The 22,071-nt window shown below is 57.2% G+C and carries 19 protein-coding genes and 1 pseudogene; 13 read left to right on the top strand and 7 right to left on the bottom strand.

What is annotated here, in order from left to right:
* The first annotated feature begins 120 nt into the window (after positions 1-120).
* The 8 genes from gap to IGB42_RS01325 all read left to right on the top strand — a co-directional run bounded on the left by gap (position 121) and on the right by IGB42_RS01325 (position 9,554).
* Entirely contained in the window at positions 121-1,134 is a 1,014-nt protein-coding gene (gene gap, locus IGB42_RS01360; protein ID WP_159665506.1) for a type I glyceraldehyde-3-phosphate dehydrogenase, read from the top strand.
* Positions 1,135-1,376: 242 nt separating this feature from the next.
* A complete protein-coding gene (locus tag IGB42_RS01355; protein WP_159665488.1) occupies positions 1,377-2,429 on the top strand; it encodes a porin in 1,053 nt (350 codons plus the stop codon).
* A 589-nt stretch (positions 2,430-3,018) separates the two neighbouring features.
* Entirely contained in the window at positions 3,019-4,065 is a 1,047-nt protein-coding gene (locus IGB42_RS01350; RefSeq protein ID WP_159665484.1) for a porin, read from the top strand.
* Positions 4,066-4,314: 249 nt separating this feature from the next.
* Complete coding sequence (locus IGB42_RS01345) at positions 4,315-5,523, top strand: ABC transporter substrate-binding protein (protein ID WP_159665479.1); 1,209 nt, start codon at positions 4,315-4,317, stop codon at positions 5,521-5,523.
* Positions 5,524-5,655: 132 nt separating this feature from the next.
* Positions 5,656-6,555: a carbohydrate ABC transporter permease gene (locus IGB42_RS01340; RefSeq protein ID WP_159665456.1), complete on the top strand. Its 900-nt coding sequence runs from the start codon at positions 5,656-5,658 to the stop codon at positions 6,553-6,555.
* The gene (locus tag IGB42_RS01335) at positions 6,548-7,396 is read left to right on the top strand and encodes a carbohydrate ABC transporter permease (protein ID WP_159665449.1); all 849 of its coding nucleotides are present in this window, start codon (positions 6,548-6,550) and stop codon (positions 7,394-7,396) included. The genes IGB42_RS01340 and IGB42_RS01335 overlap by 8 nt, the downstream gene beginning before the upstream one ends.
* 10 nt (positions 7,397-7,406) lie before the next feature.
* Positions 7,407-8,498 carry an ABC transporter ATP-binding protein gene (locus IGB42_RS01330; RefSeq protein ID WP_159665446.1) on the top strand — a complete coding sequence of 364 codons (1,092 nt, stop codon included), beginning with the start codon at positions 7,407-7,409 and terminating at the stop codon, positions 8,496-8,498.
* 306 nt (positions 8,499-8,804) lie between these two features.
* Positions 8,805-9,554, top strand: a complete 750-nt coding sequence (locus IGB42_RS01325) for a transporter substrate-binding domain-containing protein (protein ID WP_159665443.1) — start codon at positions 8,805-8,807, stop codon at positions 9,552-9,554.
* A gap of 77 nt (positions 9,555-9,631) precedes the next feature.
* Here IGB42_RS01325 and recR read toward each other — a convergent pair whose 3' ends face one another.
* From recR to dnaX, 3 genes are all read right to left on the bottom strand, one after another.
* Positions 9,632-10,228, bottom strand: a complete 597-nt coding sequence (gene recR, locus IGB42_RS01320; RefSeq protein ID WP_159665440.1) for a recombination mediator RecR — start codon at positions 10,226-10,228, stop codon at positions 9,632-9,634.
* Positions 10,229-10,339: 111 nt separating this feature from the next.
* A complete protein-coding gene (locus tag IGB42_RS01315; protein ID WP_159665437.1) occupies positions 10,340-10,669 on the bottom strand; it encodes a YbaB/EbfC family nucleoid-associated protein in 330 nt (109 codons plus the stop codon).
* Between the two features lie 45 nt (positions 10,670-10,714).
* Positions 10,715-12,469 (bottom strand): DNA polymerase III subunit gamma/tau, encoded by a 1,755-nt coding sequence (gene dnaX / locus IGB42_RS01310; protein WP_159665434.1) that lies wholly within the window; start codon positions 12,467-12,469, stop codon positions 10,715-10,717.
* Positions 12,470-12,530: 61 nt separating this feature from the next.
* On the opposite strand from dnaX, the gene IGB42_RS01305 reads away from it, so the two are divergent.
* The 4 genes from IGB42_RS01305 to IGB42_RS01290 all read left to right on the top strand — a co-directional run bounded on the left by IGB42_RS01305 (position 12,531) and on the right by IGB42_RS01290 (position 16,145).
* Positions 12,531-12,740, top strand: a complete 210-nt coding sequence (locus IGB42_RS01305; RefSeq protein ID WP_159665431.1) for an oxidoreductase-like domain-containing protein — start codon at positions 12,531-12,533, stop codon at positions 12,738-12,740.
* The gene (gene dacB, locus IGB42_RS01300) at positions 12,737-14,188 is read left to right on the top strand and encodes a D-alanyl-D-alanine carboxypeptidase/D-alanyl-D-alanine-endopeptidase (protein WP_236822458.1); all 1,452 of its coding nucleotides are present in this window, start codon (positions 12,737-12,739) and stop codon (positions 14,186-14,188) included. Before IGB42_RS01305 ends, dacB begins: the two co-directional genes overlap by 4 nt.
* Before the next feature lie 36 nt (positions 14,189-14,224).
* Complete coding sequence (gene guaA / locus IGB42_RS01295; protein WP_159665428.1) at positions 14,225-15,793, top strand: glutamine-hydrolyzing GMP synthase; 1,569 nt, start codon at positions 14,225-14,227, stop codon at positions 15,791-15,793.
* A 163-nt stretch (positions 15,794-15,956) separates the two neighbouring features.
* Complete coding sequence (locus tag IGB42_RS01290; protein WP_174764150.1) at positions 15,957-16,145, top strand: hypothetical protein; 189 nt, start codon at positions 15,957-15,959, stop codon at positions 16,143-16,145.
* Between the two features lie 56 nt (positions 16,146-16,201).
* On the opposite strand, the gene IGB42_RS22620 is transcribed toward IGB42_RS01290, so the two are convergent.
* Positions 16,202-16,333, bottom strand: coding sequence for a DUF2971 domain-containing protein (locus IGB42_RS22620; protein WP_374705042.1), 132 nt, complete (start codon positions 16,331-16,333; stop codon positions 16,202-16,204).
* Positions 16,334-16,612: 279 nt separating this feature from the next.
* Positions 16,613-19,354 (bottom strand): DNA methyltransferase, encoded by a 2,742-nt coding sequence (locus tag IGB42_RS01280; protein ID WP_159665422.1) that lies wholly within the window; start codon positions 19,352-19,354, stop codon positions 16,613-16,615.
* Positions 19,355-19,614: 260 nt separating this feature from the next.
* Between IGB42_RS01280 and IGB42_RS01275 the strand changes: the two are divergent.
* Positions 19,615-20,588, top strand: a pseudogene (locus tag IGB42_RS01275) (IS481 family transposase).
* Here the strand turns inward: IGB42_RS01275 and IGB42_RS01270 are convergent.
* Both IGB42_RS01270 and IGB42_RS01265 read right to left on the bottom strand, forming a co-directional pair.
* Positions 20,544-20,960, bottom strand: a complete 417-nt coding sequence (locus IGB42_RS01270; RefSeq protein WP_159665419.1) for an alpha/beta fold hydrolase — start codon at positions 20,958-20,960, stop codon at positions 20,544-20,546. The pseudogene IGB42_RS01275 and the gene IGB42_RS01270 overlap by 45 nt on opposite strands.
* A gap of 146 nt (positions 20,961-21,106) precedes the next feature.
* The gene (locus tag IGB42_RS01265) at positions 21,107-21,994 is read right to left on the bottom strand and encodes a LysR family transcriptional regulator (RefSeq protein WP_159665416.1); all 888 of its coding nucleotides are present in this window, start codon (positions 21,992-21,994) and stop codon (positions 21,107-21,109) included.
* Positions 21,995-22,071: the final 77 nt, after the last annotated feature.

Below are 22,071 nucleotides of genomic sequence, written 5' to 3'. Positions count from 1 at the left end.
GTCCGGGAGGCCGTTTGAAACGGCCTCTTGTTGTTCTCGCGCAATGTGCTTGCCATTCGATGCTGGCATACTTGCACCAAATACTTTTCGCACCGCAGATCAATCTCAAGGAGACTCATCATGGCAATCCGCATCGCCATCAATGGCTATGGCCGTATCGGCCGCAACGTACTGCGCGCGCTGTATGAATCCGGCCGTACCGATGAATTCCAGATCGTTGCCATCAACGACCTCGGCAACGCTGAAACCAATGCCCACCTGACCCAGTACGATACCGTGCACGGTCGCTTCAATGCCGACGTGTCGGTGGAAGGTGAATACCTCGTCATCAATGGCGACAAGATCAAGGTGTGTGCACAGCGCAACCCGGCTGACCTGCCGTGGAAAGACCTGGGCATCGATGTCGTGCTCGAATGCACCGGCTTCTTCACCAGCAAGGAAAAGGCGTCCGCACACATCGCTGCCGGCGCCAAGAAAGTGGTGATTTCCGCTCCGGGTGGCAATGACGTCGACGCCACCATCGTGTTCGGTGTGAACCACAATATCCTCAAGGCATCGGATACCGTCATTTCCAATGCATCGTGCACCACCAACTGCCTGGCCCCGCTGGCCAAACCGCTGCACGACAAGATCGGCATCGTATCCGGCCTGATGACCACCATCCACAGCTACACCAACGACCAGGTGCTGACGGACGTGTACCACAGTGACCTGCGCCGTGCACGTTCAGCCACCCACAGCATGATCCCGACCAAGACCGGCGCTGCCGCTGCGGTTGGCCTGGTGCTGCCGGAACTGAATGGCCGCCTGGATGGTTTCTCGGTGCGCGTACCGACGATCAACGTGTCGCTGGTCGACCTGACTTTCACCGCCGCACGTGAAACCAGCAAGGAAGAAATCGATGCCGTGCTGAAGGCCGCGTCGGAAGGAGAGCTGAAAGGCATTCTCAACTACAACACCAAGCCGCTGGTATCGGTCGACTTCAATCACGATGCTGCTTCCAGCACCTATGATTCGACCCAGACCAAGGTCAGCCACGGTACGCTGGTGAAGGTGCTGGCTTGGTACGACAACGAATGGGGTTTCTCCAACCGCATGCTCGACACCACCAAGGCACTCTGGAACGCCAAGTAATACCGTTGCTTTCCAGCAAAACCGCCGGTTCTACCGGCGGTTTTTTTGTTTGTAACATTGCTCTGTTAGGCGAGTGTTGCGCGAATACCACGTTTTGCGCGAGACGTACCAATCTGGTTTGCCCGAGCCCGGCGACTCCCTTAATCTTGGTCCGTAGAGCAAGGTTGTATCGGTTCACGATGCAAAGTTTGCTGTTACTAAGCTGGTTTTAAAACCAACTCTCGTATCTAGGAGAATTAATAATGTTTAAGCGTGTTCTGGTTGCCGCTGCTGTTGCAGGTGCTTTCGCCGCTCCGGCTTTTGCTGAAGTTGCTATCAGCGGCTCCGCTGAAATGGACTTTTTCTACCGCACTAACAACACCCCGAACGGTGATGGCAAGCTGCTGGAAGAAGTTGCAATCGTTATCAACCTCGACGGCAGCGACAAGCTGGACACCGGCGACACCCTGAAGTGGCGTCTGGCTCAGAAGGTTGCTACTGACTACCGTTACGATTCGTTCGGTAAGCGCGAAGCATGGATCGGCTACGCTGGTAGCTGGGGTGAACTGCGTTTCGGTAACCAATTCACCAACACCTACCTGCAAATGGACTGGCCGTACGGCGTGAAGGGTTCGGGCAACCTCTGGGCTGACCTGGGCGCTTACTCGGTGAACTGGGGTGATGCAGTTTCCTACTTCTCGCCGAACTGGGGCGGTTTCAGCTTCGCAGCTCAGTACAAGCTGGGTTCGCAAGATGATGCAACCAACACCAACGGCTACGACATCAGCGGTGGCTACGGTAACGACGTGTTCAACATCGACGGCGGCTACCAAGTGCACAACGACCAACTGGTCGGCACTTTCGCAGTTGGCGGCAACGGTCAAGTTACTGGCGACCTGGTTGCTGCTGATGCCAAGACAGAACTGGGCCACATCGGTGGTCGCGTTCGTTTCGGCGCCTTCAACATCCGCGCAGCCTACAAGGCTAACAAGTGGGAAAAGGGTTCGGACGACGTTAAGCTGAACCAATACCTGATTGGCGGTGGCTACGGCTTCGGCAAGAACAACATCACCCTGTCGTACCAGCATCTGGATGGCGCAGAACTGAACGGCAATTCGGTTGGTAGCGATATCGACCAACTGGCCTTCCAGTGGGACTACAGCCTGTCCAAGAACACTGGCGCGTTCCTGCAAGCCCGTTATCAAAAGTTTGACGATGCTTCCAAGTCGAAGCTGCCGAGCTGGGCAATCGATGGTTGGAATGGCAAGGACGACAATGTCTCGCGTATCCTGGTTGGTACCTGGACTGGCTTCTAATCGACTCGTTTGAGACGGTTTAAAGCTTGAAAAAGGCGGCTTCGGCCGCCTTTTTCTATTGGCGCTCCGGATACGCAGGTTTCATGCCGCCAAAGGCACGATCATTGCTGTCTGGCCTGTCTGTTATCGCTGCCATCATCGCATTCCTTTTTCTGCATGGGCTTTGCTTTGGTGGTTCCCCGAATGGGGTCTTCCGCAATTGCTATGGATCCAGATGCTTATCCGCCGCATTGCAGCGGATTGAGCCAATGCTCTGCGCCCCCTGCTGGGCTGATCACACGTACTCAGCAGCCCACCGTGCAAGCCTGGCCCCGACTCAGCCAGCTTCCCCGCCCGTCTGCTGCCCGCAAGATGCGTGATCCTTTCTGGTCTGAAACGCCGCATGCCCCATCTTTTGCAGTGATGCACAACATGGCTGTGGCGCCGCACAGTGGCATATTCATGCCGAAGTCATAATCCGTTGCGGATTGATTGTGCCGGGTCTACGCTGACTAGGCATCCATCGCCGTGTTAGCGGTAGTACCTTCATGGCAACAATGCTGGTTTCCACTTGCTATCAAAACACCATTTGCATCAGGAGAACTCGGGCATGTTCAAACGCATTTCGCTTGTCGCCACACTGGCTGCCGCTGTTGCGATGCCGGCCGTGGCCGAGGTTGCCATCAACGGTTCTGCTGAAATGGATCTGTTCTACCGCACCAACAACACCCCGAATGGGGATGGCAAGCTGCTGGAAGAAATCGCCATCGTGATCAACCTTGATGGCAGCGACAAGCTGGATACCGGCGATACCCTGAAATGGCGTCTAGCCCAGAAGGTGGCGACTGACTACCGTTTTGACTCGTTCGGCCTGCGCGAAGCCTGGATCGGTTACGCGGGCAGCTGGGGTGAACTGCGGTTTGGTAACCAAATGACCAATACCTACCTGCAGATGGACTGGCCGTATGGCGTGAAGGGCTCCGGCAACCTGTGGGCTGACATTGGCGCTTATGCGGTGAACTGGGGCGATACCGTCGCTTACTTCTCTCCGAAGTGGGGTGGTTTCAGCTTTGCAGCGCAATACAAGCTGGGCTCGCAGGACGACAACCTCAATACCAATGGCTATGACATCAGCGGTGGCTACGGCAGCGAGATGTTCAATATCGATGCGGGATACCAGGTCAACGAGGATGCAATCGTTGGCTCCAGCGCGATTGTCGGCAACGGGGTGATCACCACGGACGTAGCCGTTGCCGGTGCCAGAAGTACGCTGGCGCACCTGGGGGCGCGGGTGCGTTTTGGCGCATTCAATTTGCGTGCCGGTTACAAAACCAACAAGTGGGAATTGCACGCCGACGAGGTCAAGCTGAACCAGTACCTGATCGGCGCGGGTTATGGCTTTGGCAAGCAGCTGGTGACCCTGTCGTACCAGCATCTGGACGCGGCGGAACTCAATGGCAGAAGTTTCGGCAGCGACATAGACCAACTGGCGTTTCAGTGGGATTACACCTTGTCAAAAGATACCAGCGCTTTTCTGCAGGCCCGCTACCAGAAATACGATCAACCGGCGCACGGTTTCAGCATCGATGGCTTCAGTATGGCCAGCGGCGAGGATAACGTGACGCGCGTGCTGATCGGCACCTGGACCGGCTTCTGATCCTGTTGCGTTTTTGTGCACCTCAAGGTGTTTTAGGTTGCGTTTGGTGCACAATTTGCCGGAATAACGCTCAATCTTCCGATTTTCGTAAGGTCTTCACCTTAGGTAGCCACCCTGACCGGTGATTACCTGATTTCTACTGCAGGTTTCATAGCCTAATGTGGTGCATCGGGCCCTGCCATGGGGCGGCCTGAGCCTAGGAGATCGGAGAAAATGCAAACCCTGCGTATCACGCTCTGTGCAGCGGCTATGACCGTTGCTTTCGCAGCCAACGCGGCTGAAGTTGAAGTACTCCACTGGTGGACATCCGGTGGTGAAGCCAAAGCGGCTGGCGAGCTCAAGAAGATGCTCGAAGCCAAGGGCGACAAGTGGAAGGATTTCGCAGTTGCTGGTGGCGCTGGCGAAAACGCGATGACTGCGCTGAAGACACGCGTGGTTTCGGGCAACCCGCCCGCAGCAGCACAGATCAAGGGCCCGGCCATCCAGGAGTGGGGTGATGAAGGCGTGCTGGCCTCGCTGGATGATGTGGCCAAGGCCGATGGCTGGGACAAGGTTCTGCCCAAAGTCGTGATCGACACCATGAAGTACAAGGGCCACTACGTGGCAGCACCGGTGAATGTGCACCGCGTGAACTGGCTGTGGGTGAACCCGGAGCTGCTCAAGAAGGTCAATGCCAAGGCACCGACCACTTGGGACGAATTCTTCAAGACCGCAGAAGCGCTGCAGAAAGCCGGCATCCAGCCGGTGGCCTACGGTGGCCAGCCATGGCAGGATTCCACCGTATTCGAAACCGTGGCACTGGGTGTCGGCGGCGTCGATTTCTACAAGAAGGCCTTCATCAGCCTCGACCAGAACACGCTCAAGAGCGCCACCATGGTCAAGGTGCTGGAAACCTACAAGAAGATCAAACCGTTCACCGACAAGAATGCTGCCGGTCGCGAATGGAACCTGGCTACCTCGATGGTCATCAATGGCAAGGCTGCCATGCAGTTCATGGGTGACTGGGCCAAGGGCGAGTTCCTTGCCGCTGGCAAGGTACCGGGCAAGGACTTCCTGTGCGTAGCCGCACCGGGCACCGCCAACGCCTACACCTTCAACATCGACAGCTTCGCGATGTTCAAACTGGCCAACAAGGATGCCGTGAAGGGCCAGAACGACCTCGCTTCCACGCTGGTCAGCCCGCAATTCCAGGAAATCTTCAATCTGAACAAGGGCTCGATCCCGGTTCGCCTGGGTGCTGACATGAGCAAGTTCGACGAATGCGGCAAGCAATCGGCCAAGGACTTCGCTGCAGACAACAAGTCCGGCACACTGGTGCCGTCGTTCGCCCACGGCATGGCCATGCATTCGGCTACGCAAGGCGCGATCTACGACGTGGTGTCGCAGTTCTGGAACGACGACAACATGACTGCCAAGTCTGCAGCCGACAAGCTCGCGACCGCAGCCAAGACCAAGTAATACGGCTCTGCCAGCTCGCCACCGCCTGACCGGGCGGCAGCGAAGGTCGGACTGCCGTGGCTTACCGCCGCGGCAGTCACGACGCCCTCATACCTAAAACAAGATCAACCCGGTCCCCGGAGAACCCCTGCCATGTCTAACCCAACTCAGTCCGCGCATTACGGATTTGCGGAGCGTTGGTTGCCCCGGCTGGTTTTGGCACCGTCGTTCCTGCTGACGATTTTCTTCGTCTACGGCTTCATCGCCTGGAATGGCTACCTGTCCTTCACCAGTTCACGCCTGTTGCCCAATTTCGAATGGGCCGGCATCGTTCAATACCAGGCGCTGTTTGCTAGCGAGCGCTGGTGGGTTGCCGTGAAGAACCTGTTCATTTTCGGTGGCCTGTTCATTGGCGGCGCGATGGCAGTAGGGATCTTCCTTGCCATCCTGCTCGACCAGAAAATCCGCGCTGAAGGCGCGCTGCGCACCATTTACCTGTACCCGATGGCGCTGTCGTTCATCGTGACCGGTACCGCATGGAAATGGATGCTCAACCCGGGCCTGGGCCTGGAAAAGCTCATGCACGACTGGGGCTTTGCCAACTTCACCTTCGACTGGCTGGTGAATACCGACATGTCGATCTACACCGTGGTGATTGCCGCCATGTGGCAATCGTCCGGCTTCGTGATGGCGCTGTTCCTGGCCGGCCTGCGCGGCATCGATGAATCCATCATCAAGGCGGCCCAGATCGACGGTGCATCGTTGCCACGCATTTACTGGAAGATCATCCTGCCGGCACTGCGCCCGGTGTTCTTCTCCACGCTGATGATCCTGTGCCATATCGCCATCAAGAGCTTCGACCTGGTGATGGCGCTGACTGGTGGCGGCCCGGGCTTTGCGTCCGACGTGCCGGCCACCTTCATGTACTCGATGGCCTTCACCCGCGGCCAGACCGGCTTGGGTGCTGCCAGCGCCACCATGATGCTGATGACTGTTGCCGCCATCGTTGTGCCTTATCTTTATTCCGAGCTGCGAGGAAACCGCAATGCCTAAATTCTGGCGTGGTGCGCTGTACGCAGCGCTGCTGGTGGCAGCCCTGTATTACCTGCTGCCGCTGTATGTAATGGTGATTACGTCCATCAAGACGATGGATCAGATCCGTGCCGGCAACCTGTTGTCGCTGCCGACCGGTATTTCGTTCGAGGCTTGGGGCAAGGCATGGTCCGGCGCATGTACCGGCGTGGATTGCAGCGGCTTGCAGCCGTTCTTCTGGAACTCGATCCGCATGGTTATCCCTGCGGTGCTGATTTCCACCACGCTGGGCGCGCTGAATGGCTACGTGCTCTCCAAGTGGCGCTTTCGCGGTTCCGAGCTGACGTTTGCATTGATCCTGTTCGGCGTGTTCATCCCGTTCCAGGTGGTACTGCTGCCGATGGCGCAGACGCTGGGCTGGTTCGGCATTGCCAACTCGATTGCCGGCTTGGTGACCGTGCACGTGATCTACGGCCTGGCATCGACCACGCTGTTCTTCCGCAACTACTACGTGAGCATCCCGGATGAGCTGATCAAGGCGGCCCGCCTCGATGGCGCGGGCTTCTGGCGGATTTTCCTGCGCATCATCATCCCGATGTCCACCCCCATCATCATGGTGGTGCTGATCTGGCAGTTCACGCAGATCTGGAACGACTTCCTGTTTGGCGTGGTGTTCTCGGCCGGCGACAGCAAACCGATCACCGTGGGGCTGAACAACCTCGCCAACACATCCACTTCGGTCAAGGAATACAACGTGGATATGTCCGCTGCGCTGATTGCCGCATTGCCGACCATTCTCGTCTATGTATTCGCAGGCAAATATTTCGTGCGCGGCCTGACCGCCGGCGCGGTCAAGGGTTAAGGAGAATTACATGGGCGCACTCGCCATCAAGAACGTCACCAAGAATTTCGGTGATACCCATATCCTGAAGGGCATCGATATCGAGATCGAATCCGGCCAGTTTCTGATTCTGGTCGGCCCGTCCGGCTGCGGCAAATCCACGCTGATGAACATCATTGCCGGGCTGGAAAGCCCCTCGACCGGTGAAGTGCATATCGGCGGGCGCATGGTGAACAACGTGGCGCCGAAGGACCGCGATATCGCCATGGTGTTCCAGAGCTACGCGTTGTATCCCACCATGAACGTGCGCCAGAACATTGCCTTCGGCATGGAAACGCGTGGCGTACCCAAGAAAGAGCAGGACGAGATCATTGCCCGCGTGGCCAAGATGCTGCAGATGGATCACCTGCTGGATCGCAAGCCCAGCCAGCTGTCCGGTGGCCAGCGCCAGCGCGTGGCCATGGGCCGTGCACTGGCACGCGATCCCATCCTGTTCCTGTTCGACGAGCCATTGTCCAATCTCGATGCCAAGCTGCGCGTGGAAATGCGTACCGAGATCAAGCAGCTGCATCACCGCCTGAAAACCACCATTGTTTATGTGACGCACGACCAGATCGAAGCGATGACGCTGGGCGACAAGATCGCGGTGATGAAGGATGGCGTGATCCAGCAGTTCGGCAGCCCGCAAGACATCTACGAGCAGCCGGCCAACCTGTTCGTGGCGAGCTTCATCGGTTCGCCATCGATGAACTTCATTCCTTGCCACCTGGCCGAGCAGAACGGCGCGCTGGGCGTGAGCCTGCAAAGCGAAGGCGAAGCCCGTTTCATCGCGCTGCCGCAGGCTGCCAAGCTGGTGGGCGCTGTCGGCAAGAAGGTGATCCTCGGCATCCGGCCAGAGCAATTCGACGTGGTGATCGACAGTGGCGACAGCCTGGCCTGCAAGGTACACCTGACTGAACCGACCGGCCCGGACACCATGGTGCTGACGCAGCTCAATGGCGTGGAAGTCTGCGCGCGGCTGCACCCGCGCGATGCCAAGGGCCCCGGCGAAACCGTGCGCCTGCAGCCGGATGTCTCCAAGGCCGTGCTGTTCGATGCGGAAACCGAAGCCCGCCTGGCGTGATGGCCTGATTCAACGGCGGCGCCAGATGCGCCGCCAACGATTTCCTCGTGAGTAGTCAACTTGCCCCGCGCCATGCGGGGCTTTTTTTGTCACTGCTGTCTCGTGGGTAAACGCCGGTTCTTGCGATGCGCCGGGCGGATGCGGCAGTGTTGTCGTCAAAACGCACCCTTGGCTATATTGATTCGTAGCACGCCGGTTTCTTGCAGAACACTGGGCTTTGGAGATGCGATGAACTTCATGAGTCGTGCCATCAGCATGTGCTGCAGTCGGCCGCAGCGATGCTGGGCCGCATTGTGGCTGGGTGTGATGATCGGGTGGTCGGGTGTGGTGCACGCGCGTTGCTCGCGGCCAATCAACGTGCCGCTCAGCCCGGTGGGGATTTATGTCACCGTGGGCGAGAAAGGCACGCCGGGCGGGATCGACATGGCGGTGATGGACGTGATCGCCCGTAAAACGCAATGCCGGTTCAATTTCATCCGGGTGCCGCGCATTCGTGCGTGGAAGATGTTCATGAGCGGTGAAGCCGATCTGATGATGGCCGCCATTCGCAGCGCGGAAAGGGACGAGGCTGGCGAGCTGGTGGTCTTTTCCCGACCCATCGTGGCCGCCATCGGCTTGCGCAGCCAGCGTGATGTGCTGGCGCCGGATAGCCAGTTGAGCGGCAGTTTTCCCGTCAATATCGTGCGTGGCTATGAATACGGGGAGCAATACGCTGGATTGGTCAGCGTACTGGATAACCAGCAACGGCTGGAAACGGTGGTAGACCCTGATACGGCGGCAAAAAAACTGGCTGCGGGTCGCGCCGGCGTGATCCTGATCAGCCCGTTGGCGATGACCGAAGCGATCCTGCAGTACGTGACGGAAGAAATCTTCGTGTTGCCGTTGATGTCGGCACCGGATGAAGGGTTCTATCTGTCCCGCCGTTCACTCAATGCGCAGGACAGGGCATTGCTGAAGGCGGCATTCAGCGACAAGGAGGCGCATCGTACCTTTGCCGGCGCGTTCCATAACCGGGTGCCAGCGTGGGCTGCCGTGGGTGTGCAACTGGTGGAGTGATTGCACGTCGGAAAGGCGGTTGGCTTGCCATGTGTCGGCTCGCTGGAGCGCCTGGGTGATGGTAAAGGTGCAGGCGCTCAGAGTTTGCGCCGCTCGACCAGTGCCTGCGCCAGCGTGCCGGGATCGACATGCTCCAGCTCGCCCCCCACTGGCAGGCCGCGCGCAATACGGCTGACCTGCAGGCCGCGGGTACGCAACAGCTCGGCCAGGTAATGGGCGGTGGCTTCGCCCTCCACGGTGAAGTTGGTAGCGATCACCACTTCCTGCACCTCGCCATCCACCGCACGCTCCAGCAGCCGCGACAGCGCGATGTCATTGGGGCCGATGCCATCAAGCGGTGACAGCCTGCCCATCAGCACGAAGTACAGCCCGTGGTAAGCCAGCGTCTGCTCGATCATCATCAGATCGGTGGGCATTTCCACCACGCACAGCTGCTGGCGGTTGCGGTCTTCATCTGCGCAGATCTCGCACACTTCGGCTTCGGTAAAGGTATTGCAGCTGCGGCAATGCCGCAGCGTGGCGATCGCGTATTCGATCGCATGCGCCAGGTTGGCGGCACCCGCCTGATCGCGCTGCAGCAGATGGTAGGCCATGCGGCTGGCCGACTTGGGGCCGACGCCGGGCAATACCTTGAGCGCCTGAACCAGTTGCTCGAGCGAGGAGGGGGCTTTCATGGGGCGTGGCGGTATCCGGTGACTGAATGCAAAAAGCCCTGCGCCGGGACGGTTCGTTGCAGGGCTTGCGGACCACGAAGCGGGGGCTTACCAGGCTACCCCCGAACGTGATCAGAACGGCAGCTTGAAGCCCGGGGGCAGCGGCAGGCCGGCCGTCATGCCGCTCATGCGTTCCTGGCTGGTGGCTTCCGCCTTGCGCGATGCATCGTTGAATGCTGCGGCCAGCAGGTCTTCGAGCATGTCCTTATCGTCGCTCAGCAGCGAGTCGTCGATGGCAACGCGCTTTACCGAGTGATTGCAGGTCATCACGATCTTGACCATGCCTGCGCCAGCGACGCCTTCGACTTCGACCTTGGCCAGCTCTTCCTGAGCCTTGGCCATGTTTTCCTGCATTTTCTGCGCCTGCTGCATCAACTGGCCAATGCCGCCTTTGTTGAACATGGTGAACTCCTTGTTTGCAAGCCGGGCGCTGGCCCGGCAGTGGGTTTAAACGGGTTTGATCGAGTCGGGCAGGATGCTGGCACCAAAATCGCGTACCAGCGTCTGCACGAATGGGTCGCCCTGGATATGGGCTTCGGCCTCTACCTGCTTTTGCTGTCGCTCGCGTTGCAACTGGGCGGCCGGCGTATCGGCGGTGCTGGTATCCAGGCTGATCTTCAACTGCATGGTGCGGCCGAAATGGGCGTTCAGCGCTTCGCGCAATGCATCCTGATAATCACGGGTGGCGACGTTTTTGTGTTCGTCCGCCACTTTCAGTTCGAACGCATCGGTTTCGTAACTGACCAGCTCGGCATGCTGCGCCAGCATGCCCGCACGGCCCAGCTTGATGCGTGTGATCAGCGCACGCCAGTCACCATCGAATACGCGGCTGGCCGGGTCTTCTTCCTGCCAGGGTGCGAGCTCCTCTACCGGCGCCGGCGGTGGAGCAGGTGGCGCGACCGGCTCTGGCGCTGCCTCGGTATGCATCTGCACCGGGATGGTAGGTACGTAGGCGCGTGGCACCTCTTCCACGGCGGGCGGCTGGGCTTCGGCAGGTGCTGCAGGTATGGGGGCTGCAGTTGCAGCGGATGCCTGTGTGCTGGCTACCGGTGCGGCGGTGGCTGGTGTGACGATAGCAGCAGGGGTGCTGCGCGGCAGCGCTGCCAGTTGATCGGCTTCGGTCGGCGCAAAGGCCAGCATGCGCAGCAGCGTCATGGTGAAGCCGGCGTACTCATCCGGTGCCAGGGGCAGATCGCGGCGGCCATGCAATGCGATCTGGTAAAACAGCTGGGTATCTTCCGGCGCCAGCGCCTGTGCAACGGTCAGGATATCGCCGCGTTGTGGCAGTTCATCCGCCAGCGCGCCAGGCACGGTTTGCGCCAGTGCAATCAGATGCAGCAAATGGGCCAGCTCGTGCAGTGCGGCTTCGTACGACAAGCCACGGCCGGCAATGGCATCGGCCGCAGCCATCAGTGCCGTACCGTCACGCGCAATCAGCGCGTTCAGCAAATCGAACAGGTAGCTCTGGTCCACCGCGCCCAGCATGGTGCGAACGCCGGATTCCTCCACCTTGCCGGCGCCATAGGCAATGGCCTGGTCCAGCAGCGACAGCGCATCGCGCATGGAGCCATTGGCGGCGTGGCCCAGCAGCGGCAGCGCTGCGGGCTCGAACGTGATCTGCTCGGCATCCAGCACGGTGTTCAGGTGGCCGGCAACCTGTTGCGGCGTCATCTGCCGCAACGAGAACTGCAGGCAGCGGCTGAGCACGGTGATCGGCACTTTTTGCGGATCGGTGGTGGCCAGGATGAATTTGACGTGGCCCGGCGGTTCTTCCAGCGTTTTGAGCATGGCATTGAACGCGCTCTTGGAGAGCATGTGCACTTCGTCGATGATGTACACTTTGAAGCGCCCGGCGGTGGGCGCGTACTGCGCGTTGTCCAGCACCTCGCGGATATTGTCGATGCCGGTGTTGGACGCAGCATCGATCTCCAGCAGGTCGACAAAGCGGCCGGCATCGATCTGCGTGCAGGCGGAACAGACGCCGCACGGCGCTGCGGTGATGCCGGTTTCGCAGTTGAGCGCCTTGGCCATGATGCGCGCGATGGTGGTCTTGCCCACCCCGCGCGTGCCGGTCAGCAGGTAGGCATGATGCAGCCGTTCGCTGGCAAAGGCATTCGCCAGTGCGCGGATCACGTGTTCTTGCCCGACGAGCTGGGCAAAGGTTCTGGGTCGCCACTTGCGGGCAAGTACTTGGTAGGCCATGGGGCCGATTCTAACCTATGTGACTGCTTCTAACCGATACACACTGATCCGATCCCTATCCATGCAAGCCGGTAACCACGATCTTCTTGTTGCACAGTTTCCCGATGACCCGCCACCCGCGCCACCGCACGAACCCGCGCTGGAGGAGTGCTGCGGCAGCGGTTGCGACCCGTGCATTTTCGATTTCTATGCCGCCGATCTTTCCACTTATCGTGCCGCTGCCATCGCCTGGCAGCAGCGCCACCCCGATGTGAAACTGGATATCCGATGATGCTTTTGCGTAATGCCATTGCAGCACTGTGCTGTGCGGGCGCCACCTTGGCCGCTGTTGCGGCGGACACACTGCCCACTTCCGTGAGCAATGCGCTCAAATCGAACAAACTCGCGGCCGATGGCCTCTCGGTTGCGGTGCTGTCGCTGTCCGACGGCAAGCCGGTGCTGCAATACCAGGCGGACAAGCCGGTCAACCCGGCATCCACCATGAAGCTGGTGACTACCTACAGCGCGCTGGGTTTGCTCGGGCCGGCGTGGCAGTGGCAGACCGATCTGCTGGCCGATGCCCAACCGGTGAATGGCGTGATCAATGGCAACCTGTACCTGCGCGGCAGCGGCGACCCCAAGCTGACGCTGGAGCGCATGTGGCTGTGGCTGCGGGATCTGAAAGCCGCCGGCGTGACCGATATCCGCGGCAAGCTGGTACTGGATCGATCGCTGTTCCAGCTGCCGCCAGAAACATCGTTCGACGATGACGGCAACGGCGCCGAGCGCCCGTTCATGGTAGAGCCCGATGCCGCGCTGACCAACTTCAAATCGATCCGCTTGCTGATCGACAGCACCGGTGACAAGGTCAAGCTGAACGCCGATCCGCCACTGGCGGAAGTACGCGTGGGCAACGAGCTTGCCATCGGCCGCGGCGGCAACTGCGAGGCATGGAGCCAGCGCGTGAACCAGCGGCTGGGGCAGATGAACAATCTGCAGGTGTATGTGCAGCTGAGCGGTGAAGTGCCGCCGGGCTGCAGGGTGGAGCGCTATGTATCGGTGATGAACGCGCAAGCGTACACGGCGGCACTGGTGCGCCACCTGTGGCGCGAGCTGGGCGGGCAGGGCATCAGTGGCTGGAGCGAGGGCGCAACGCCGGATAAAGCCGTGGTACTGGCTTCGACCAGGTCGCCGGATGTAGCCAATACCATCCGCGATATCAACAAGTTCAGCAACAACATGATGGCGCGCCAGCTTTTCCTCACGCTGGGTGCGCAATCGCAGGAAAGTGGTGATACGCCCACCCGTGCATCTGCCGCCATCCGCAACTGGTTGGGGCAGCAGGGGCTGCGCTTCGATGAACTGACGCTGGAAAACGGATCGGGCCTGTCGCGCCGCGAGCGCATCAGCGCGCTGCATATGGCGCAATTGCTGGTGAGTGCCGACCGCAGCCGCTTTGGTGCGGAATTCATTTCCTCGCTGCCCATTGTCGCCATCGATGGCACCATGAAAAAACGCCTGAAGCGCGATGACGTGGCCGCGCATATCAAGACCGGTACACTCAAGGATGTGAAGGCGGTGGCGGGCTATGTGCGCGATGCCGATGGGGTGGACTGGGCGGTGGTGGCCATTGCCAACAACCCGCGCGCCCCGCTTTATGGCCCGGTGCTGGATGAAATCCTGCGCTGGATTGCCAATGCGCCGACCGGTGAACTCGCGGCATTGCGCACAACGCGGTAAAATCCGCGATTGCCCGCTCGTAACGGAAGCCCGCCCATGACTCAAGCCTTGGACAAAGTCCTCATCCTCGACTTCGGTTCGCAAGTCACCCAGCTGATCGCCCGCCGCGTGCGTGAAGCCCATGTGTACTGTGAGCTGCATTCCTTCGATGTTTCCATCGATTTCATCAAGGAATTCAACCCCAAGGCCATCATCCTGTCGGGTGGCCCCAACTCGGTATACGAATCCGATTACCAGGCCGACCCCAAACTGTTCGAGCTGGGCGTGCCGGTACTGGGCATCTGCTACGGCATGCAATGGATGGCGCAGGCGCTGGGTGGCCAGGTTGAAGCGGGCAAGGTCCGCGAGTTCGGTTTTGCCGAAATCCGTGCGCATGGCCATAGCAAGCTGTTCAACGGCATTGAAGACCGCAAGGGCGACAATGGCGAAGGCTACCTGGAAGTATGGATGAGCCACGGCGACAAGGTGACTGCGCTACCGCAGGGCTTCAGCATCATTGGAGAAAACGCCGCCTGCCCGATTGCCGCCATTGCCGACGAAGCGCGTGGCTTCTATGCGGTGCAGTTCCACCCGGAGGTGACGCATACCCTCAAGGGCCGCGACATGCTCAACCGCTTTGTGCTGGATGTGGCCGGTTGCCAGCCGGGCTGGACCATGCCCAATTACATCGACCAGGCCGTTGCGCGCATCCGCGAGCAGGTAGGCAGCGATGAAGTGATCCTGGGCCTGTCGGGCGGCGTGGATTCGTCGGTGGCTGCCGCGCTGATCCACCGTGCGATTGGCGATCAGCTCACCTGCGTGTTCGTGGACAACGGCTTGCTGCGCCTGAACGAAGGCGAGCAGGTGATGAACATCTTCAACAAGCACCTGGGTGTGAAGGTGATCCACGTGAACGCCAGCGAGCAGTTCATGGGCCACTTGGCCGGCGTGAGCGATCCGGAAGCCAAGCGCAAGATCATCGGCCGCGAATTTGTTGAAGTATTCCAGGTTGAATCGGCCAAGCTACCCAGCGCCAAGTGGCTGGCACAAGGCACCATCTACCCGGACGTGATCGAATCGGCTGGTGCCAAGACCGGCAAGGCCCACACGATCAAGAGTCACCACAACGTGGGTGGCCTGCCGGATACACTTAAGCTGCAGCTGCTGGAGCCGCTGCGCGAACTCTTCAAGGACGAAGTGCGCGAACTCGGCGTGGCGCTGGGCCTGCCGCACGAAATGGTTTACCGCCACCCGTTCCCGGGCCCGGGCCTGGGTGTACGCGTGCTGGGCGAAGTGAAAAAGGAATTCTGCGACCTGCTGCGCCGTGCGGACGCGATCTTCATCGAAGAGCTGCGCGCATTCGGCTGGTACGAAAAAACCAGCCAGGCATTTGCCGTGTTCCTGCCGGTGAAATCGGTAGGCGTGATGGGCGACGGCCGCACCTACGAATACGTGGTGGCACTGCGCGCGGTGTGCACCAGCGACTTCATGACCGCCAAGTGGGCAGAGCTGCCGTACGACCTGCTGGGCAAGGTATCCAACCGCATCATCAATGAAGTACGCGGTATCAATCGGGTGGTTTATGACGTGAGCGGCAAGCCGCCTGCGACGATCGAGTGGGAGTAAAAAAATTAACTTAACATGTTGATTTTTAACGAAATTTAACTTGCGCAAAAGTTTCACGCGGCCAGCTATCTCTTTGATTTAGCTGGCCGTTTTGTTTATAGTTGCACATATTCCTACACAAAATTGCAGCTACTAAAAATCGTAGCCACCCAAGGCTAAAAATATGTCACTCAAAAAGAATGTATTTTCAGACGATGAGATTGAAATATATGACGGTGCGCTGATCTATAAGCGTGGCGAATATTGGCAGATGCGGATGTGGCTGGAGAAAGAAAAGAAATATGCAAGATTCAGTCTAAAAACGCGAAATAGAGATACTGCAGAGGATAAAGCGAAAAAATTCTTTCACTAATTAATGGCAGAACAATTGGGTGGTAAAACAGAGTAGTTGACGTAAGAGTGACGAAATCAAGTTGGGTTCTCCGTATGGCTTCCTTCATAAATATTTGCACTGCCATAAAACAATGACTTTGGTGATTTCTCATCAAAGTTAAATCCTATTACAACACCCTTGTGACTATCTGCGTAATGCGACCACATATATATATTTTCTCTTTCTGTCGTCATCGAAATGCAGCCTGACATGTTAACAAAGTCAGTAAATTTTTTTGCATTTCCTCCGAATTAAAGTGGAGTTGTATATCATCGCTGCTTGCTAAAAAATCAAATGGATCATTTAGGGAGTATGATCTAGTAAGTCTTAGTGATTTTGATTTAATGAATGTTTCAAATACACCAATGCTCATGTATTTATACAAAATCACGATTTCATCCTGAAAAATAAGTCCAGATTAAATATAATTCCAAATTTATGGTTTTTTATATTGGTTTTTTACTCGTTTTTTTTGGTCGTTCAGTGGGCAGCAAGCTCGTAATTTGTTGGTAGCGCTCGAATAGAAAAGCGACACGCTCAGCTTCGGTTTTGAAGGATGCTTTGCCGTAAGCGGCATCGACTGCTTTATCTAGTGCTTGATGCGCTTTGAGCAAGTCGGGCGGCATTGTTAGCGGGTCATATAGATCGGCCAACGTGGATTCTGGATAATTGGCGCGGGCATCGAGGACAGCTTGCGCGGCTTTTTCGATGGCGAGGCGCTGTTTATCGTTCGGTTCTGGCCACGGGAAATTGTTGTAGACGATACCTGCGGAATAGCGGTAATCGTGTTTTAGTCGACCCCCTACTGAACGAAGCCATGCCATATGCATAAATGATGCCAGTACGCCAAAATGGTATGTTGAAGCACCATCTATAAAAAGGCATGTGTTATTAACAATATTATCTGGCGAAAGGAAGCCAATGGGAGCGTATTTTCGACGCTCACTTGAGGTTTTTGGTATCAATAAATAATTAGTTTCAGGTTGCCTGATTTCGCCAAATTTATTTGGCGTCGCCGCCAAAACATTGGTAGCTGCACGGTTACTACTTTTTCTAAAGTTAGCAGTCAAATTAAGCCGGTCAAGCACTGGTTGAACTGACCGTATTTGACTAGGATTTGCATCTTTAAGCCATAAACAATAGCGTCGCATCCCATTTAAGAATCCATCTCCCCAAATCAACGGCTTGATCCAATTTGTTGATACAGGGTAATTTTCCTTTATTATTTTTGCTTCTTCTTCAGAAAAAATAAGATGTCCATCATCAATTAAGGCGCTTCCTTCCATAATGGCCGCTTGCGTACCAATTGCCTGTTTTCTATTCGGCAGAGTAATGTCTATTCCTTGGACTAGGTAAGGATTTATTTGTGAAACTTTTAATGTATGCGGATCGCCTTTTGGGGTCTCATATTCAAACAGCCACTTTTCTTGTCTGTCAGTTAAGTCAAATCCAATAATGACACAATGGACTGCCGCTTTTCCTTTTGCCTCGCTACTCCATTGAAAAGTTCGATGTGCAAAATTAATTTTTACATTTCTTTTAAATAATTCAGGCCAGAGCAGACCAACTTGTTCGCCTTGGGTTATTGAATTGGTGGCAACGAAAGCGACACGAGTAGTTCTGGCGGTGCTTAAATAGTTCGCAGACTTAATGTACCAACAGGCAACGTAGTCAAGGACTCCACAGCCTTTAACTCCGGTGAAAATTAGCATTAAGTCTGATTTTTGCTCATTGCTTTGTTCTTTTTTACCAATAAACGGTGGATTCCCCAAAATGTAATCCGCATTGGGGCAAGCCTCTCGCCATTCAATTTTCAGCGCATTGCCATGCACAATCTGCGCCGATTTTTTCAGCGGCAGGCGGCGAAAATACTGGCCGAATTCCTCGCTGATTTGCATATTCATCTGGTGGTCAGTCAGCCACAGTGCCACTTGGGCAATCTGCGCGGGAAACTCTTCGATTTCGATACCGTAAAACTGATCGACGTCGAGGTAAATCATGCTCGATACATCAAGCTGGGCTGTATGGCTGTCTTTGTACAGCACACGCAGAATATCCAACTCCAACAGGCGCAACTCACGGTAGGCAATAACGAGGAAGTTACCGCAACCGCACGCGGGATCAAAAAAAACCAGCTTGGCGATGCGCTGATGAAATTCAACGAGCTTTTTAACTTGGGTTTTGATTTTGTCGAATTCAGCACGTAGATCATCTAGAAACAGCGGCTTAATCAGCTTCAGAATATTGGCTTCCGACGTATAGTGCGCACCTAGATTACGCCGCGCTTTGGCGTCCATAATGCTCTGAAAAAGACTACCAAAAATAGCTGGCGAAATACGGCTCCAGTCCATTGCACAAGCATCAAGCAGCGTTTCGCGCATCGCTTTATCAAAACTGGCGGGCGGCAGTTGCTCGGCAAACAGTTTGCCATTCACATAGGGAAAGGCGGCGATCTGCTCATCGAGGTTTTTCAACCGTTTTTCTTCGGGAATATTGAGGTTGTAGAACAGCGAATTCAGGCGATCGGCTAAGTCGGAACCATCTTCGCTGGTACGCTGCTCGATCAAGTCTTGGAACTGGCTTTTTTCAAAAATACTGGTGTCATCGGCAAACAAGCAAAACAGCAAGCGCACCAAATAAACTTCAAGATGGTGGCCTTCATAGCCAATCGCTTTGAGTTGGTCATGCAGCTTGCCCATGCGCTCAGCTGCTTTGATATTCACGGGGTCTTCAGCTTTAACTGCATGGCTTTGATAACCAGCGACAAAGCCAAATAGCCGCACGTTTTTATATAAATCTGCCAAGGCAAATTCATGTTCTTCGCCACTATCTAGGTCGTATAGGCGGAAACGAGCAAAATCCGAAACAAGGACATACTGCGGTAAATCACGCTCTTTCAGCCCGGGGAAATAATCGGTGGCCTGCTTGGCCGCACGATCCAAATCACGACCGCGCGATTTGTGCTCAACCAGTAGCACGCCTTTCCACAGCAAATCAATAAAACCTTGCTTGCCATCGCCTTTTTTTACTGCGTGCTCAAAACTGGCGATGCGGCGGCGCGTGATGCCAAAGACATTAAAAAAGCCATCCCAGAATGATTTGGCTTCTGCATCTTCGCTGGTTTCGTGTTCCCATTCTCGCGAGAAGGCAAGGGCGCGGTCTTTGATTTCGTTCCATGAGAGAGGCATGTTGATGTGCTTTGGCTTAATTCACTAGTAATGTACCCATTGTGCCACTAGTCATGCTTAGTAAGTAGTAACTATCGTGGCTCAATGATTTTAGCCCTCGATTAAGGATATTTGGACTGTCCGTTATGGCCGCATTGCAGGCAAAAGCTGCTGGTTAGGTGTCGCATCCCGGACGATAATTTAAGCCCAAGAGGCTGGCAGCTCTATCTGGCCCGCTCCGCGTTAGCTATGCTCATCACCTCACTTTCCGAGTCTATCCGATGATCGTCCAGCTCCATCGCCGCGCCCGGACCACCCCCGCCGTCCGGGCCGAAATCCAGGCCGCGCCGGACAGTCTGTCCGATGCCGAGCTGGCACGACGCTACAACGTCAGTTCCCCAACGATCGCCAAATGGCGTCGCCGTAACACCGTGCTGGATGAATCGCATACCGCATATCACCTGCAAACCACACTGACCCCGGCTCAGGAACACATCGCGGTCGAATTGCGCAAGTTGCTCCAGCTGGGGCTGGATGACTTGCTGGTCGTCGTCCGCGAATTCCTCAACCCCGCCGTTTCCCGTGCAGGCTTGGGGCGTTGCCTGGCACGTCATGGCGTAGGCAGTCTGCGAGCACTGGTCCCCGTTACGCCATCCCCGCGCAGCAAGCCTTTCAAGGACTACGCACCCGGCTTCGTGCATATCGACATCAAATACCTGCCACAGATGGCTGATGAAACCCGCCGGCGTTACTTGTTTGTGGCGATCGACCGCGCAACGCGCTGGGTGTTCGTGCAAGGCAAACCCAGCAAGACCGCTGCAGCGGCCAGTGCGTTTCTGGCTGCGCTGACCAAAGCAGCGCCGTTCAAAGTACAGAAATTGCTGACCGATAACGGCAGTGAGTTCACCGACCGGCTATTCAACAAGCAAAGCAGGCCAGCGGCGAGCATGAATTCGACCGGTTGTGCGCCGCCCTGGGCATCGAGCATCGCCTGACCAAACCACGCCACCCGCAAACCAACGGGATGGTTGAACGTTTCAACGGCCGGATCAGCGAGGTACTGGCGACGCACCGCTTTGAATCGGGTGAGGATCTGGCGCAGACCTTGGCGCGCTATGTCTGGCTGTACAACCAGCACCTGCCGCAGCTGGCGCTGCGTCACCGTACGCCGGTTCAGGCCATGAAGGACTGGGCACGAGAGCGGCCTGACTTATTCCACAAACGGGTAATTAATCGTCCGGGACCTGACACGTAATGCGTAGAGCGGCCTGGTGAGCGAGAAACCGGTTTGCCATGGCAACAGCTTGAACAAGGCGGATTTGGGCGGCTGGACGAAACTGGCCACCAGGATGACTGCAACCACGTTTTGCTGCAGACGGCTGGCGACGAATAGCGATAACGGCCCCGAAAACGATTCGCCGATCAGTACGATGGGGCCTTCCAGGCAAGACAGGCGTTCAAGCACCCAGTCGGTCAGTTCCTCGTAGTTGAGCGCGGTATCGGTCGGGTAGGTGAAGGCGATTACTTCATGCGCTGCTGGCGCGATGGTCGCGAAATCCTGGAAAGAGCCTGCGGTGCCATTCAGGCCGGGCATCAGGACGATGGTTGTTTTGCTGCTGCTTTGCATTGTCGGGTTTCGGGCTGATGAAGGATGGCCGGGCGACGCCGGGCACTGTCTTGCCAGCGCAGGGGTATGGGTCTGCAATGGGATAGATTGCCAGCGATGCTGGCACTTGGGATGTAACTTTTTCCGTGCCTGTGCATGCCGCATGCTCATGCGGCAAACAGGTTTTGCGCCATGAAATCGACAAACACCCGCAGTTTGGGCGACAAATAGCGGCTGGATGGCCACAACAGGCGGAAGGTGCCGGCATGCCGGGTGTGCTGATCCAGCACCGTGCATAGCGTGCCATCTGCCAACTGGCGGCGGATGGCGAAGTCGGGCAGGCAGGCGATCCCAAGGCCCTGTTCGGCCAGATGGATCAGCGGCTCGATGGTGTTGGCGACTGCGGTTGTTGGTAGATCGATGTCGATATCCTTTTCCCCATCACATAGCGGCCAGCGCTCCAGCTTGCCGGATGTAGCGTAGCGATGCTGCAGGCACGCGTGCTGCGCGAGGTCCGCCGGCTGCCGGGGCGTGCCGTGCTGTGCCAGATAGGCGGGAGCGGCTACGAGCTTGAGCGCGAAAGAGCCAAGGGTGCGGCTCATCAGCCGTGAATCGTGGACCTCGCCGGCACGGATGACTACATCGAGGCCTTCGTCGATCACGTTGACCAGCCGGTCGGTGAAATCGAGCTCCAGTTCGATCTGCGGGTAGGTCCGCATGAAGCTGCCGAGCGCCGGCATCATCAGCATGCCGACGATGGGCAGGCTCACGCGCAGCCTGCCACATGGCGCGCCTTGCGTTTGCGCCAGCTCCTGCTCGGCCGCTTCCACCTCGCTGAAGATGCGCCGGCAACGCTCCAGGAAGGTGGCGCCCTCGGGCGTGAGTGCGATGGTGCGGGTGGAGCGGTGGAATAGGCGCACCCCAAGCCGCGCTTCCAGCCGGGCAATGGCCTTGCCGATGGCCGAGGACGACACACCCAGTTGTCGCCCGGCAGCGGTGAAACTGCGTGCTTCTGCAGCCTGCACAAAAGCATTGAGGGCGCTGAGGCTGTCCATTGCATCCCTCTCATTGCGGACAAAAAGGTCCGATGTGTGAGGTACTGTAGCCGGATTATCACTGGTGGGGAACGGCA

The organism is Andreprevotia sp. IGB-42 (assembly GCF_009848685.1).
Lineage (GTDB): Bacteria > Pseudomonadota > Gammaproteobacteria > Burkholderiales > Chitinibacteraceae > Andreprevotia.
Note: the sequence above shows the minus strand (reverse complement) of the source record. Positions and strands in the feature narration are given on the sequence as shown.